This is a genomic window from Pokkaliibacter sp. MBI-7 (assembly GCF_029846635.1).
In the GTDB taxonomy this organism is placed as follows: domain Bacteria; phylum Pseudomonadota; class Gammaproteobacteria; order Pseudomonadales; family Balneatricaceae; genus Pokkaliibacter.
Genome location: NZ_JARVTG010000004.1, coordinates 20,049 through 33,758 on the forward strand (window position 1 = coordinate 20,049; position 13,710 = coordinate 33,758).

19 protein-coding genes are annotated in these 13,710 nt (G+C 58.4%); 14 read left to right on the forward strand and 5 right to left on the reverse strand.

The features are described 5' to 3' along the window. Window positions 1–62: 62 nt before the first annotated feature. Window positions 63–419 (forward strand): hypothetical protein, encoded by a 357-nt coding sequence (locus QCD60_RS30530; RefSeq protein ID WP_279791227.1) that lies wholly within the window; start codon window positions 63–65, stop codon window positions 417–419. 615 nt (window positions 420–1,034) lie between these two features. Here QCD60_RS30530 and QCD60_RS30535 read toward each other — a convergent pair. The 5 genes from QCD60_RS30535 to QCD60_RS30555 form a co-directional block, all read right to left on the reverse strand. Beyond that, complete coding sequence (locus QCD60_RS30535; RefSeq protein WP_279791230.1) at window positions 1,035–1,436, reverse strand: thermonuclease family protein; 402 nt, start codon at window positions 1,434–1,436, stop codon at window positions 1,035–1,037. Then, a complete protein-coding gene (locus tag QCD60_RS30540) occupies window positions 1,433–2,374 on the reverse strand; it encodes a DNA-binding protein (protein ID WP_279791232.1) in 942 nt (313 codons plus the stop codon). Before QCD60_RS30540 ends, QCD60_RS30535 begins: the two co-directional genes overlap by 4 nt. A gap of 348 nt (window positions 2,375–2,722) precedes the next feature. After that, window positions 2,723–3,043, reverse strand: a complete 321-nt coding sequence (locus tag QCD60_RS30545; RefSeq protein ID WP_279791234.1) for a hypothetical protein — start codon at window positions 3,041–3,043, stop codon at window positions 2,723–2,725. Between the two features lie 11 nt (window positions 3,044–3,054). Beyond that, window positions 3,055–3,483: a hypothetical protein gene (locus QCD60_RS30550; protein ID WP_279791236.1), complete on the reverse strand. Its 429-nt coding sequence runs from the start codon at window positions 3,481–3,483 to the stop codon at window positions 3,055–3,057. 32 nt (window positions 3,484–3,515) lie between these two features. Continuing rightward, complete coding sequence (locus QCD60_RS30555) at window positions 3,516–3,803, reverse strand: H-NS histone family protein (RefSeq protein ID WP_279791238.1); 288 nt, start codon at window positions 3,801–3,803, stop codon at window positions 3,516–3,518. Between the two features lie 122 nt (window positions 3,804–3,925). On the opposite strand from QCD60_RS30555, the gene QCD60_RS30560 reads away from it, so the two are divergent. The 13 genes from QCD60_RS30560 (at window position 3,926) to virB10 (ending at window position 13,598) form a co-directional block, all read left to right on the forward strand. Continuing rightward, complete coding sequence (locus QCD60_RS30560; RefSeq protein ID WP_279791240.1) at window positions 3,926–4,522, forward strand: hypothetical protein; 597 nt, start codon at window positions 3,926–3,928, stop codon at window positions 4,520–4,522. Next, window positions 4,522–5,193, forward strand: a complete 672-nt coding sequence (locus QCD60_RS30565) for a lytic transglycosylase domain-containing protein (RefSeq protein WP_279791241.1) — start codon at window positions 4,522–4,524, stop codon at window positions 5,191–5,193. Before QCD60_RS30560 ends, QCD60_RS30565 begins: the two co-directional genes overlap by 1 nt. Before the next feature lie 120 nt (window positions 5,194–5,313). Beyond that, complete coding sequence (gene korA / locus QCD60_RS30570; protein ID WP_279791244.1) at window positions 5,314–5,610, forward strand: KorA family transcriptional regulator; 297 nt, start codon at window positions 5,314–5,316, stop codon at window positions 5,608–5,610. Then, on the forward strand, window positions 5,576–5,881 hold the full coding sequence (trwL, locus tag QCD60_RS30575) for a VirB2 family type IV secretion system major pilin TrwL (RefSeq protein WP_279791246.1): 306 nt from the start codon (window positions 5,576–5,578) through the stop codon (window positions 5,879–5,881). Before korA ends, trwL begins: the two co-directional genes overlap by 35 nt. A 12-nt stretch (window positions 5,882–5,893) precedes the next feature. Further along, on the forward strand, window positions 5,894–6,196 hold the full coding sequence (locus QCD60_RS30580; RefSeq protein WP_279791248.1) for a VirB3 family type IV secretion system protein: 303 nt from the start codon (window positions 5,894–5,896) through the stop codon (window positions 6,194–6,196). Window positions 6,197–6,199: 3 nt separating this feature from the next. Then, window positions 6,200–8,635, forward strand: coding sequence for a VirB4 family type IV secretion/conjugal transfer ATPase (locus tag QCD60_RS30585; protein ID WP_279791250.1), 2,436 nt, complete (start codon window positions 6,200–6,202; stop codon window positions 8,633–8,635). 3 nt (window positions 8,636–8,638) lie between these two features. Beyond that, window positions 8,639–9,349 carry a P-type DNA transfer protein VirB5 gene (gene virB5, locus QCD60_RS30590; RefSeq protein ID WP_279791252.1) on the forward strand — a complete coding sequence of 237 codons (711 nt, stop codon included), beginning with the start codon at window positions 8,639–8,641 and terminating at the stop codon, window positions 9,347–9,349. After that, on the forward strand, window positions 9,349–9,588 hold the full coding sequence (locus QCD60_RS30595; protein WP_279791254.1) for an EexN family lipoprotein: 240 nt from the start codon (window positions 9,349–9,351) through the stop codon (window positions 9,586–9,588). The genes virB5 and QCD60_RS30595 overlap by 1 nt, the downstream gene beginning before the upstream one ends. A 12-nt stretch (window positions 9,589–9,600) precedes the next feature. Continuing rightward, a complete protein-coding gene (locus QCD60_RS30600; RefSeq protein ID WP_279791256.1) occupies window positions 9,601–10,620 on the forward strand; it encodes a type IV secretion system protein in 1,020 nt (339 codons plus the stop codon). A gap of 108 nt (window positions 10,621–10,728) precedes the next feature. Continuing rightward, the gene (locus QCD60_RS30605; RefSeq protein ID WP_279791258.1) at window positions 10,729–10,899 is read left to right on the forward strand and encodes a TrwH protein; all 171 of its coding nucleotides are present in this window, start codon (window positions 10,729–10,731) and stop codon (window positions 10,897–10,899) included. Continuing rightward, complete coding sequence (locus QCD60_RS30610) at window positions 10,896–11,594, forward strand: type IV secretion system protein (protein ID WP_279791260.1); 699 nt, start codon at window positions 10,896–10,898, stop codon at window positions 11,592–11,594. The genes QCD60_RS30605 and QCD60_RS30610 overlap by 4 nt, the downstream gene beginning before the upstream one ends. A gap of 13 nt (window positions 11,595–11,607) precedes the next feature. Further along, window positions 11,608–12,408, forward strand: coding sequence for a P-type conjugative transfer protein VirB9 (gene virB9 / locus QCD60_RS30615; protein WP_279791262.1), 801 nt, complete (start codon window positions 11,608–11,610; stop codon window positions 12,406–12,408). Then, the gene (gene virB10 / locus QCD60_RS30620; protein WP_279791264.1) at window positions 12,408–13,598 is read left to right on the forward strand and encodes a type IV secretion system protein VirB10; all 1,191 of its coding nucleotides are present in this window, start codon (window positions 12,408–12,410) and stop codon (window positions 13,596–13,598) included. Before virB9 ends, virB10 begins: the two co-directional genes overlap by 1 nt. The last annotated feature ends 112 nt before the right edge of the window (window positions 13,599–13,710 follow it).

A 13,710-nucleotide genomic window follows, 5' to 3' on the forward strand; every position in this document is an offset into this window, starting at 1 on the left:
GCAGGTTTTAGGACTTGTGCGACACTCTTGCGAGCGGGAATCGCAGCAGATAGCAAGGTGTCATGACAACGAAAGCCCTATACCTGATCACGTTCCTGGTGACGGTCAGCAGCGCGCAGGCGCAGTGCATCGAGCCGCCCATACGGCCCGATCCCGGCGCGTTGGTCGCGAGCGGCTACAGTGCTGCCGATCTGCGGCGGCACTATCAGGCGTATTTCAACGAGACAGAAAATTACCTGAACTGCGTCAACTCGGAGTCTGGCCGCGTGCGCGTGGAAGCAAAGCGGGCGAGCGAAGAATACGGGCGAGTGCTGCGGCGCTATCCGCTGAAACCCGGCGAGACGGTCGAGCGTCCGCAACGCGGGGAAGTCGTCAGCAGCTCCGGGGTTCTCCCCCCACTGGACCCAGGCGAATACTAAGCGCGGCGGTGTGTAATAGACGGAGCGCGAGGCGACTACTGGTCAGGGTTTGCGCAAGGCGGGTGTGTAATAGACGGGAGGGGATCGATCCGGCGATCCAGCCTGTGGATAGTCCGTCTATTACCCACCCGGTTCCGTCGTTTACCCACCCAACCCCGTCTATTACCCACCGGAAACCGTCTATTACCCACCGAGGGGTTCTATAAGCAACTGATAATGAAGGTAAATTTTGCCTTCTGAGTCCCTAAAACTCTTTAAAACAAAAAAAACATATATAAAACGTGTAGCCCTGGGGAAAACAGCCCGTGGAATTATGGACAATCCGGCAAGCCGGATACCTGCCTAACCGCTTCGCGGTTCCCCATTGACAGCCCAGGGACAACCGCGAGCGGTTGCCCCCACCCTGCCAACAGGTCGGCAGTTGCCCACAATACCACCGGCTCAAGCAACAGGATTTCTTTATATTTTTGTTTTTAAAAGAAAAAAGCGGCCGTGCTCTAGTGGCATGGCCGCGTTACGTGGTCCTATCAGGGGCTTGTGGCTCTTGCGCCTCCTCGGATCGACACAAGTGCCGATCACTGCGGCGGGGCGCTCCTGGCTCAAGCTGAAAAGCGATCAGTATCCGCACCAGTGGCGACGGCGTTCCCTCCACGCATTCGGGCCGGGCCTCCACTCAACGGCTAACCCCTCGGCCATGAGGGTTTGCCCCACGTCCCGCCCGTCGATCAGCAGGTGAACAAGGCGGCGGTCGTACTTGTCGGCTTGGCCGGAATCGACAACCTCGATGCGCTGAGCGTTGGCAACCAGTTCGCGGAGGCGTGCGGTTGCCTCGCGGCCCTTCGTCAGCTCGGCGTCGCACCTGGGCTTGTAGGTTTCCGGGGTGTCAATCGACAGCAGGCGCAAGCGTTGACCGTTGTATCGCACGGTGTCGCCGTCAATCACGCTGAGGGACTGAGTACCGGCGGCGGCTGGTAGGCTGGCAAGGATTGCCAGGGCAAACAGGGCAGGGCGGATCATTCGGCACCTCCTTTGCCTTTGCTCTTGGCGGCGCGGGCTGGTTCAAGACGTGATAGCAGCGAGGCGGTTTGTTCCTTCTGGATTTCGAGCTGACCGGACAGCCGAGCGGCTTCCTCGCGGGCCTTACTGGCTTCCGTTCTGGCATCGTCGCGTTCGGCCTGTGTGGCGGTCAGGCGCTCGGCCATGCGATGCGCTTCCTCGGCGGCCTTCTTCCTCTGGTCCTTGCTCTCCTGCTCCACGGCGTCGGTCTTGGCTTGTGCCTTCGCCAGCTCCGTTTGCAGGCTCGCCGCGTGCTTCTCGGCTTGGTTGGCATTGGCGGTCGCGGTCGCCAGGTCGGCGCGTAGGGTTTCCACCTTTTCACTGCTGGCCGTGGCCTGCTCCTGGGCTTTGTCACGTTCCGCGCGCAGGCGTTCGGCTTCCTGGTGGGCGTGATCGAGTTCGGTGCGCAGCTCTCCGGCTCGGGCGTCAGCGGTGCGGGCTTGTTCCTGAGCAGCGGTGAGCTGTCCGCGTAGGTCTTCCGCTTCATGCTCTGCCTTGTCTGCTCGGGCATCGAGGTCGGCACAACGGGTTTTCAGGGCTTCCACTTCCTCGGCCAGCCGGTCGGCCAGTTCCGTTGCTTCGGCCTGGGCGGCTTCCATTTCAGCGCGGGCGGCTTCGAGGGCTTCGCGGTCGGTCGCAAGTCGGCTATGGGCCAGCTCCAAGGCGAGGGTCCAAATGTCGGCCCCAACTTCGGCCAGGCGCTCGGTCACGGCTTCGGGGGCTGGCTCCTTGACCTTCTCGCCGCTGGCTTTCTGCTTGGCCTTCCACTCGTTGAGTACCGGCGAAATGGTGGTGAAGCTGCCCCCGGTGATCTTGCGCACGGCTTCCAGCGTGGGGCGCTGGCCTTCGGCGGCGATCTGGTCGGCGGCTTCAAATATCTGGTCGCGGGAAATTGCCATAATCAATTACTCCTGTAGTATGTAGTAGGTTGTAGTATACTACTACATACTACAAAAATACAGCAAACTTGCGAAAAAACTCCTTCGTCCCTATACTCGATCCACAGCTACTTTCCGTTGCTCCTGCAAGGTTGGCGGATTGTATAAGCCCGAAGTGTTGCCGCGCTTCGGGCTTTTCATTGCCTGATAGTGTGGATTGTGCAATCCAGTTTCGGACCAAAACCGGAGCTGACAGCACGCCGCAAACTAGCGGAGGAACGGAGTCTGTTTGTGGTGGGGTGTTAGCCACCAAGGCCCGAAGGGGCGCGGTAGCCAAAAGAAAGGCCGGTACGACACCGGCCTTTTGTATTAGGAGGCGGGGGCTTTGACCCTGGCAACTGTGCCGCAGTAGGTCATGAGCAGATAGACGGTGGTGCCGAACTGTGCGGTGGTGGTCGATACTCGGACGCCATAGGCCAGGTTGCCGGGCATCTGGTCTTTGCCTCGGAGCTGCATCGCCCCATTGATGAACTCGTTATAGGCTTCCTGGTGCTCGTTGCGGCCGCGTTCGGTCAGATTGCGAATGAGGCCCTTGTCTGAAATCTCGATCCTGGATGTTGTCTCGATCATCCCTAGCACCTCGATCAGCTCGTAGCCTGGTGGCAGGGTGTCGGTGGTTATTGTCAGCATTTAGCCTCCTGTTATTGAGTGAAGAAAATCGGTTCGGTCGATAAGCGCATGAGCAAGGTGTCGTACAGCCACATGACGGTCATTGACACAAAGCTCACGACGGCCAGCCCGGCGGCAGCCTTCGGCAAGACCGGGTGCCCTTCGATAGAAAACCCCCAGTAGACGAGCACGACCAGCAGACCGAACGTCGCCAGCCCTCCGGCTAGCCCGAAAACCCAGCGGAGCGGCACGCGCAGCCACAGCAGAACCAGAAACAGCATGTGCCGCAGGGCGGAGCCGATACCGCGCAAAACATTGTTGTTGCGCGGATTCCTGCCGGGTTTCACGTCGACGGGATTCTGCTCCTTCACCTCCTGGTGAGGTTGAGTAGGTTCCGGCGTTGCCGCCGGACGCTTATGCGTCTTTCCGAAAGGAACGACGTTCGAGCGCTCCATTTCCATAGCTGTTCCTCCTGACCGCGCGTGACGGCCTGTTACTTGATCTCTAGTTCATCCAATGACCCGCCTTTATCCAGCCAGTCTTTTACCCACTTCGGTTTGCGGCCCTTGCCGTTCCAGGTCTGCCATTGGTCGTCAGGATTGCGATACTGCCGCTCTTGACTGGCAAGCTCCGACAAGTCTATATCGTGCGACTTTGCAATTTCGACAATTCTGCGGCGGGCGGCAGTCTTCTGTTTTGCTTCGCGTTTTTTCAACTCTGAATTGATCTTAGCGCATAGCTCTTTTAGCTCGTCGTCGCTCATGTCTTTGATTTCTTTCAAGTTCTGGCCTCCTTTGTACCTCAAGGGTTGTTTTCGGTCTGCTTGACACGTTCACGTCGCTATGTCTATCATCTATCAAAATTGCAATTTTGACAACTAATCCACCGCATAGGAGGTGTGTCGTGAACCGCAAGTCGATGATCGCGCTCGCTATAATGATGGGCAGCGCAGCAATTACCAGTCAATCCGCCCAGGCCAGCGATTGGGGCTGTCAGGTGCTTTTGTGCCTGTCGGACCCGCGAGGGCCTACCACCGAAAGCGAATGCCGCCCGCCGATCCATAAGCTGTGGCGCGAGCTGGCAAAGGGGCATTCGTTCCCGTCCTGCGCTATGGCCGGAAGCTCTGACACGGGCACCGGGTCTTTCGCGCGTCAGGTTTATGAGTGGTACGACCCCTGTCCGGAGGGCACCAAGCCCGCCGAGGGGTATATTGCCGAAAGTACCTCCCCCGACCCGAACACCTGGCGTCGCCTGAATTACTCGCTGTCGCGCATCTATACCGGGCGCGGCTGGTACGACCGCGACGAGGGCGGCCCGACGACTCGGGCGTGTGTCGGCAACCATATGGGCACTTACCGCACCGGCTCCTGGTGGGGTGGCGACCGTGACGACCGCAAGACCGTTCAGGTGTATGACAAGGTGGTTTGGCAGCAGCCGCAGAACCCCCGCGCGATTGACGTGTATATCGACGGGAATCTGCATCAACGGGTGCGCTGGTAATGGCCGTGTTGGAGTTCGCCGCGCTGGCCGCGATGTGCGCGCCGAATGTCGATGTGACGACGCTTTCCGCCGTTGTCACGCATGAATCGCGAGCCAACATCTACGCAATCGGTGTCAACGGCGAGTACACGCTACCCCGGCAGCCGCAAACCCTTGATGAAGCGGTAAACGAGGCATCTTGGCTGCTTAATAATGGGTACAATTTCGACGCTGGTCTCGGGCAAATCAACAGCGCAAACTTCGAGTGGTTGGGATTGGAAGTACCTGACCTTTTCGACCCCTGCAAGAACCTGGAAGCGGCGGCGACGGTCCTCACGGACTGCTATAGCCGGGCTTCTGATCGGTTTGGGGAAGGGCAGGAGGCGCTGCAAGCCGCGCTCTCCTGTTACAACACTGGCAACTTTTCACGAGGGTTCCAGAACGGCTATGTGCAGAAAGTCGCGGCCAATGTCGGCGTGACGGTTCCTGCGCTTGAGCCGATTACGGATGGCGAAGGAAGGCCCCCGGTACAACTACAAGCTAGCCGAAGCAGTGAGCGCGCCACGCGCCCGGTGCGAAGCGTTCGCCAGGAACAAAGCCGTGAGCAGTCCGGCGATGTTTTCGGGGTGTCTGGGGGCGATGCCTTCGCCACCTCTGAGCACCTGGAGGAACTGCAACAGGAGGCACAATAGATTTGCATCAAAATTGAAGTTTTGATATGATTTAGATGTGTCTGGAAAAGCTAGGAGACGTACCGGCCCAAACTGTTAGTATGCCGTCGCGCGAAATAGCACAAAACCGGGCCAACACCGATGAAAACGATAGAGCAACATAGCGTTGACCTGGCTTTTAGCCAGAAAGCAGTGCGAAAGGTGACAGTAGTTCGTAGAGCTGAAAAGGAGTGGTACTTCACTTTTGAAGCTGATGATCCGGTAACGGAGAAACCTGTCACTTACGCGATGCTGACGCAGAGAGGAAAACTCAGGACGTGGGCCGACCCGCGTAACCTGTTCGAGTTCTTAAAAGACCGGGGCGTCGGCTCCGGCATGTTCAACCTTGAAGAGGAAAGTAGCAATGAAAGTAATGGAAATGATGAAGCAGAAAACTAGCAAACGCATTGCAGGTGCGGCCGCTGGTCTGATGGGCTTCATGGTGGCAGCTCCGGCTTCCGCTGCTGGTCTGGATAAAGCCAAAGGCATGTTCGAGACGCTGCAATCGGAACTGACGACTATCGTGCCGATTATCGCCGCGATTGCCCTGCTGGTTCTGTCAATTGGTTATGCGGCCAGCTTCATCCGCAAGGAAACATTCTTCCAGTGGGTTGTTGGCGTCATTATTGCCGGTTCTGCGGTGCAGATCACGGCCATGCTGTTCACCTAACAGGGGGGCAATATGAGCCAGCACGAGCCGTTTCCCTTGTTCAAAGGTGCAACGCGCGTCGCGACCTTCTGGGGCGTCCCTATGATGCCCCTTATGGTTATGTTCATAGTCGTTGCTGTTGGCGCTCTGACCTACAGCATTTGGCTGTGGATTCTCGCTCCGGTGTTCTGGTTCATCATGGCCCAGATCACCAAGTACGACGACAAGGCGTTTCGCATCTGGTGGTTGTGGATCGACACCAAGCTCCGCAACCGCAACAAGGGCTTTTGGGGGGCCTCCACCTACAGCCCCACTAACTACCGGAAAAGGAGGTAACGCATGGGGGCGATGGAATCCCGCGCGGTGGCTGAGTCGGAAATCCCGGTCAGCCAATATCTACCGTACTCACATCACGTAACCGAAAACATTATTTCGACCAAAGGGGCGGAATATCTTTCGGTTTGGAAAATCGGCGGACGTTCTCATCAAAGCGCTTCTGAGGACGACGTTTTTACCTGGGTCCGCGAGCTGAATAACACCCTGCGCGGGGTTGCATCGGCCAATCTCTCGATTTGGTCGCATGTGGTCCGTCGTCGCGTATACGAGTACCCGGAATCGGAGTTTGAAAACTCCTTTTGCCGGAACCTCGATCAGAAATATCAAGATAGCTTCACCGGCTATAGCCTGATGGTCAATGACCTGTATCTGACCATTGTTTACCGCCCGGTGAGTGACAAGGTTATGTCGTTCTTCGCGAGCCGCGAGCGTGAAACGCTGCCGCAAAAGCAGGAACGACAAAGCGCGGCTATCAAGCAGCTCGAAGACATTAACCGCACCCTGTCGGCGTCGTTGAAGCGGTACGACGCGGAGCTGTTGGGAACCTATGAGAAGGCCGGGCATGTGTTCTCGTCTGCCCTGGAATTTCTCGCGACGCTGGTCAACGGCGAGCACCGGCCAATGCCGGTATGCCGTGAAAGGTTTGCTGATTACATGGCGGTCAACCGTCCGTTTTTCAGCAAGTGGGGAGAAGTCGGCGAGCTGCGCACTTCGCACGGTATCCGCCGGTTCGGCATGTTGGAAATCAACGAGTATGACGACCGCACAGAACCCGGCCAGCTTAACGTGCTGCTGGAAAGCGATTTTGAGTTCATCCTGACGCACAGCTTTTCGACGCTCTCGCGTCATGCGGCGCTGGACTATCTCAAGCGTCACAAGCGGAACCTCATTGACGCCCGCGACGTGGCCGTGCGCCAGATTAACGAGATCGACGAGGCGATGGACCAGCTTGTATCCGGTCACTTCGTCATGGGTGAACACCATTGCACCATGACGGTTTTCGGTGACACGGTGCAGGAGGTTCGCGACCACCTGGCGAAAGCCAGCTCGGCCATGCTCGATGTGGCCGTGATGCCGAAGACCGTAGACCTGGCACTAGAGGCGGGCTATTGGGCGCAGCTTCCGGCTAACTGGTCATGGCGGCCCCGTCCGGCCCCGATTACGTCGCTCAACTACCTGTCGTTTTCACCGCTGCATAACTTCATGAGCGGGAAGCCAACCGGCAACCCGTGGGGGCCTGCGGTGACGATCCTCAAAACGGTGAGCGGCACGCCGCTTTACTTCAATTTCCACGCCTCGAAAGAGGACGAGGATTCGACCGATAAGCGGCTGCTCGGTAACACCATGATGATTGGTCAGTCGAGTTCCGGTAAAACCGTAACGCTTGGTTTCCTTCTGGCGCAATCGCAGAAGTTCAAGCCGACGGTCGTAGCGTTCGACAAAGACCGGGGCATGGAAATTGCCATTCGGGCGATGGGTGGGCGCTACCTCCCGCTCAAGATGGGCGAGCCTAGCGGGTTTAATCCGTTCCAGCTCGAACCAACGGCGGCGAATATGATTTTCCTCAAGTCGTTTGTCAAAAAGCTGGCTGCGGCAGGCGGTGAAATGATCACGCACCGCGACGAGGAAGAAATCGAAAAGGCGCTCGCGGCCATGATGAGCGAAAGCATAGACAAGCCGTTGCGCCGTCTCTCGATGCTGACGCAGTTCCTGCCGAACCCGATTAGCGATGACCACAACGCGCGGCCTACGGTCCACGCTCGCTTGTTGAAGTGGTGCCAGGGCGGGGAATACGGGTGGCTGTTCGACAATGAAACCGACGCTCTGAACCTCGACACGCACCGGCTTTATGGCTTCGACATTACCGAGTTCCTGGACAACCCGGACGCGCGCACGCCGGTCATGATGTACCTGCTGTTCCGTACGGAAAGCATGATCGACGGTCGTCGGTTCATGTACATCTTTGATGAGTTCTGGAAACCGTTGCAGGACGAGTATTTCGAGGACTTGGCGAAGAACAAGCAGAAAACCATTCGTAAGCAGAACGGTATTTTTGTTTTCGCCACGCAGGAGCCGGGGGACGCCCTGGAAAGCCCGATTGCAAAAACGCTGATTCAGCAATGCGCGACCGGTATTTTCCTGGCTAACCCGAAGGCCGATTACGAGGACTATACCCAAGGCTTCAAGCTGACCGACGCCGAGTTCGACCTGGTGCGCGGCCTTGGTGAGTTCAGCCGCCGTTTCCTTATCAAGCAGGGGGACAGTTCAGCGATTGCCGAGCTGAACCTATCCGGCTTTGACGACGAATTGCTGGTCCTCTCGGGTACGCCGGACAACGCCGATATGGTCGAGGAAATCATACAGGAAGTCGGCGACAACCCTGATGTTTGGGTGCCGCTGTTCATTCAGCGTGCCCGTGCAGCAGCAGAAAGGAGCTAAACGATGAAAACCACTCTCAAGGCGGCCACGGCCGCCATCCTGGTCGCGACTGCGGGATTGCCCGCCATAGTCCCGAACGTGGCGCACGCAACGGGTATCCCCGTTTTCGACGGCGCAGCGGCGGCGAACTTTCTTCAGCAGATGATGAGGCTGAAAGAACAGCTCGACACAATGCGGAGCCAGCTTAGCCAGGCCGAACAGATGTACGAGTCCGTGACCGGCTCGCGCGGCTTTGGGGACGTAATGCGTAACTCGCAACTGCGTCAGTATCTCCCTGACGATATGGTGTCGGTCTATGACTCGGTGAACGGCGGCGGCTATGCCGGTATCTCGGGGGCTATTGACGACATTCTCGACGCCGAAGGGTTCGACGGCTCAATTGACGACATGCAGGATCACATTGTCCAGCGCAGCCGCAACGCGGCAGCGACAGACAAGGCGATGGGCCTGCGGGCTTACGAGGGGGCGCAAGCTCGCCTCGACCAGATCGAGGCGCTGATGAACCAGATTTCAGCGACTCAGGACCAGAAGGGGATTGATGAGCTACAAGCGCGCATCGCGGGCGAGCAAGCGGCAATCCAGAACGAAATGACCAAGCTGCAAATGATTAGCCAGTTGCAGGCCGCTGAACAGCGACTTGTGGCGGAACAGCGCCGGGAAATGAACCGCCGCATTCTGAGCAGCGATAACACGGCTATGCCGGGGATTAACTGATGAAAGGAACTACACGAATTCTAACTCTATGCGTCATGGCCGGGCTTCTGTCAGCTTGTAACGACGAGGCGACCCATGACGTTCAGTATTATCTCGATAATCCTGACGACCGAGCGGCAAAGATCGCGGAGTGTGCGAATAACCCAGGGGAGAAAGAAGTTTCTCCCAACTGTGTGAACGCGCGCGAGGCAGATACGAAAGCCATGCTGTCGGGCAAAGAGATGCCTTCAATTCGATAGGAGGGTCTGCCCGTGGCTTTTGAACTTTTTGCACCGTTGTTCGACAAGGTGGATACGACCACTGCGACGTTCGTATCCGATATTTCGTCGCGCGCCATTGCGGAAGCTACGCCCGTGGTGACGGCGGCTATGTCTCTTGGCATCGTCCTCTACGGGATTCTCGTTATTCGTGGCGCTGTCGAAATGCCGGTCATGGAGTTCATCGGCCGCGCAATTCGGATAGGGATTATCACGTCTATTGCGTTGGCCGGGGGGTTGTATCAAACCGATATAGCGGATGCGATCACAACTACCCCGGACCTCTTGGCGCAAGCGTTGATAACGGACGCCACGACCGGCGACTCTGCCGCGTCTTTGGTAGACGACGCAGCGGGCCAGGGGTTTGATGCCGCAAGCGAAGCCTTCGACAAAGGCGGGTTCTTCTCGTCTGACGGCATCGTTTACGGTCTGTTCGGTATCCTGATTTTGGTTGCAACCGCGATCATGACGGCCATCGGTGGCGCGTTTATCCTTCTGGCGAAGGTAGCGCTTGCTTTGCTGGCCGGGCTTGGTCCGTTCTTCATTCTTGCGCTCTTGTTCCAGCCTACCTCTCGCTTCTTCGAGCTTTGGGCCGGTCAGGTGCTTAACTACGGCCTGGTGATTGTGCTGTTCGCCTCCGTATTCGGTTTCATGATGGACATTTTCGGCAACTACATGGGCGACCTGCGTTTCGATGGAACGCAGAACGTCGCCTATGCCCTGGGTGGTGCAACCATCCTTGCGGCGGCCTCGTGTCTTATCCTCCTGCAACTCCCCTCGATAGCAAGCGGCCTCGCCGGTGGTGTTGGCGTCGGCATGATGCATGAAATGCGTCAGCTTCGGAGAATGGGCGGGATGGGCAAGGACGCAGCGGGCGGCGCTGGCCGGATGCTCTTTAGCCGAGGCGAGAAACAGCAAGACGGCTCGCGCGGTAAAGCCGGGGGCGCTCTGCCTGCGGCCTATCGAGGCGGCAAGGCCGTTGCGGGCTACTTCAAAGGCAGAAAGGCCGCATAGCACCGAAGCGGGCGGCAAATAATTTGCCGCTCATTTCACATCAAAATTGCAATCCTGACCGGAAACAAATACACTTGGGTTATGGCCCGAGTTTGGAGAAGCTTTGTCATGAAAAATATCATAATTGTAAGTTTGACGGCTATCTTTCTGGCAGGGTGCGCGGGCGCACCCATGCCGAAGCAGCCGGACGAAAGGAACCGCGTGCCGGTCAACAAGACGGTGCCGGATGAGATCAAAAACGGCCAAGTGCCGGGAATGAGTGAACGAGGCGTCTCATGAAGAAACGTGAAACAAAGAAAGTTCGCGCGGATGAACTGAACAGCTACATGGATGAAAGTCGCGGCCTCGAACGCGACTATATCGGCGAGCTGGTCGGTTCACGTCGCCGCGCATGGTTCGCCGCCGGGGCCTTCGGCCTCCTGGGCGTGCTTGGGGTCGCTGCCGGGATTGCCGGGCTGTCGCAGACAGCGCCGGACCCGGTTGTTTTGCGCGTGGACAACGCCACGGGTGCAGTGGATCGCGTGACAGTCATGCGTGAGCACGAAACCAGCTACGGCGAAGTGGTCGATCAGTATTGGCTCAATCAGTACGTGCTCAACCGTGAAAGCTACGACTACGACACTATCCAGCTCGCCTATGACACGACTGCTCTGCTCAGTTCGCCGGACGTGCAGCAGCAGTATTACAAGGTCTTTGAGGGTTCCAACGCGCGCGACGTGGTTCTAAGCAACCGAGCGCGCATTGTCGTGTCGGTCCGCTCCATCCAGCCGAACGGCCGGGGCCAGGCAACCGTGCGTTTCCGCGTGCAGCAGGTGAACCGCAACGGGACCAAAGAGAACCCGGAGAACCTGATTGCGACGATTGGTTACACCTACGTCAACGCGCCGATGAGCGCCGCCGACCGCCGCATCAATCCGTTGGGCTTCCAAGTAACCAGCTACCGGGTAGACCCGGAAACGCTGAGCACCAACTGAGGGAGGGCAGGCCATGAAAAAACTAGCGTTTTGTCTTGCCCTTGCGACTGTCACCGCCGCCCCTGCCTGGGCGTTGGAAACGCCGTCAGCATCAAGCTATGACCATCGCGTCAGGTACGTGACCTTCAATCAGGCCGACGTGGTGCAGCTCGACGCTGTTGTCGGGGTCGCAACGCATATCATCCTGGAGGAAGGCGAGCGGTATCAAACGCACGCTTTCGGCGACTCTGGGGCCTATGAGTTCGGTATCAAGGGCAACCATATTTTCATCAAACCACGGGCAGAGCAGGCCAATACAAACCTGATCGTGGTCACTGACCGCCGCAGCTACAAGTTTCGCCTGACCTTCCGGCCGGACCGCCGGAATGCCACCTATGAGCTGGCATTCCGTTACCCGGATACGCAAGCCCGCCAGTCTCGCCAGGCGCGCGAGCGCGCAGCCGTCGAGCGTGGCTTCCAGATGGAAGCCGGGGGTTACAACCTGTCGTACACCATGAGCGGGGACACGGACATTGCGCCGGTCAATGCCTGGGATAACGGGCAAATGACCTTCTTCAAGTTCGCCGCCAATGCTGACATGCCCGCTATCTACATGGTCGATGCGGAAGGAAACGAAAGCATCGTCAACCGCCATACAGTCGGCAGCTCAAGCGATATCGTGGTGGTGCACAAGGTCAGTCCGAAATGGGTGATCAGGCTCGGCAACCGGGCACTGGCAATTTGGAATGAAGCATACGACCCGAACGGGGTGCCGAATGAAACCGGCACGGCCTCGCCGGGGGTCCGTCGCGTAATCAGGGGGGGCACTAACTGATGTTCGGACGAAACAGAGACAAAGACGTTATCGACGCCGGGGCGGAACTCGACCGTGCCGACGCGGAGCGCATCGAGGGCGAACATGGCCCTTCTGAGCTAGGCGCACAACGCCGCCCGTCACCGCCGGGGGCAAAAGCCTTTCTTTTGGTGGTCTTGGTCTGCGTGGTGGCCTTGGGTGCAACCTTCACCTGGAAGGCAATGCAGGTCAAAGGTGCTTCGGAGGACGAGGTAGAGCAGGACACGACGAACGTGCGCCAGGTTATTCCGTCGTACACGCCGCGCCCGGTTCGCCCCGAGCCGGAGCCGGAACCGGAGCAACGCGAAATGCCGCAGGTTCGGACTGAGCAGCAGCAACCGCAAGTCGTCTATCGCCAACCGGAGCAAACCGGCCCGACTGAGGCGGAGCTTGTGCGTCAGCGTATGCTCAACTCGCCGCTTTCCGGGCAGGGCATGGGGGCCGGGATGGGTGACGCCACAGGTCAGCAAGTGGCCGTGGGCGGCCAGGTTCCCCCGCCGGGCAGTGGTAGCTTGCTCGGCAACGGTAGCGGCGGCGAACTGGCCGAACGGTTGCAGCCTATGCGTCTGTCTGGCTCCGGTGCTGGCATCCTGCCAAACCGCGACCTGCTTATCACCCAAGGGGCAATGCTGGATTGTGTGCTCGAAACCCGCGTTATCACCACTCAGCCCGGCATGACTTCCTGCCACCTGACGCGCGATGTGTACTCGGCCAATGGCCGCGTGGTCCTGCTTGATCGTGGCTCGAAAGTCACCGGGTTCTATCAGGGTGGTATCACACAAGGGCAAGCGAGGATCTTCGTTCAGTGGTCGCGCGTCGAAACGCCGGAGGGTGTGGTTATCAATCTGGATTCTCCGGGCACCGGGCCGCTCGGCGAGGCGGGTATCGGTGGTTACGTAGACCGCCATTTCTGGGAGCGCTTCGGCGGCGCAATCCTCATTTCGATGATTGGCGACCTCGGGGACTGGGCCTCGAACCAGAACCGCAACCAGGGCGACAACTCAATCCAGTTTACGAATACGTCGGACGGCATCCAGGAGGCCGCGACCGAAGCCCTGCGTAACAGCATCAACATTCCGCCGACCCTGTATAAAAACCAAGGCGAGCGGGTTTCTATCTTCGTTGCACGAGATTTGGATTTCAGCGATGTCTACAGCCTTACAGCAAACTAACGGCGCTGCGCATCAAGCGCAGCCCGTCCGTGGCGGGAAAGGCCAGGCGGTCGAGCAACTGCTCCGACCGCTGCAACCTTTCTTCGATGCCCCGGAGATTACCGAAATAGCG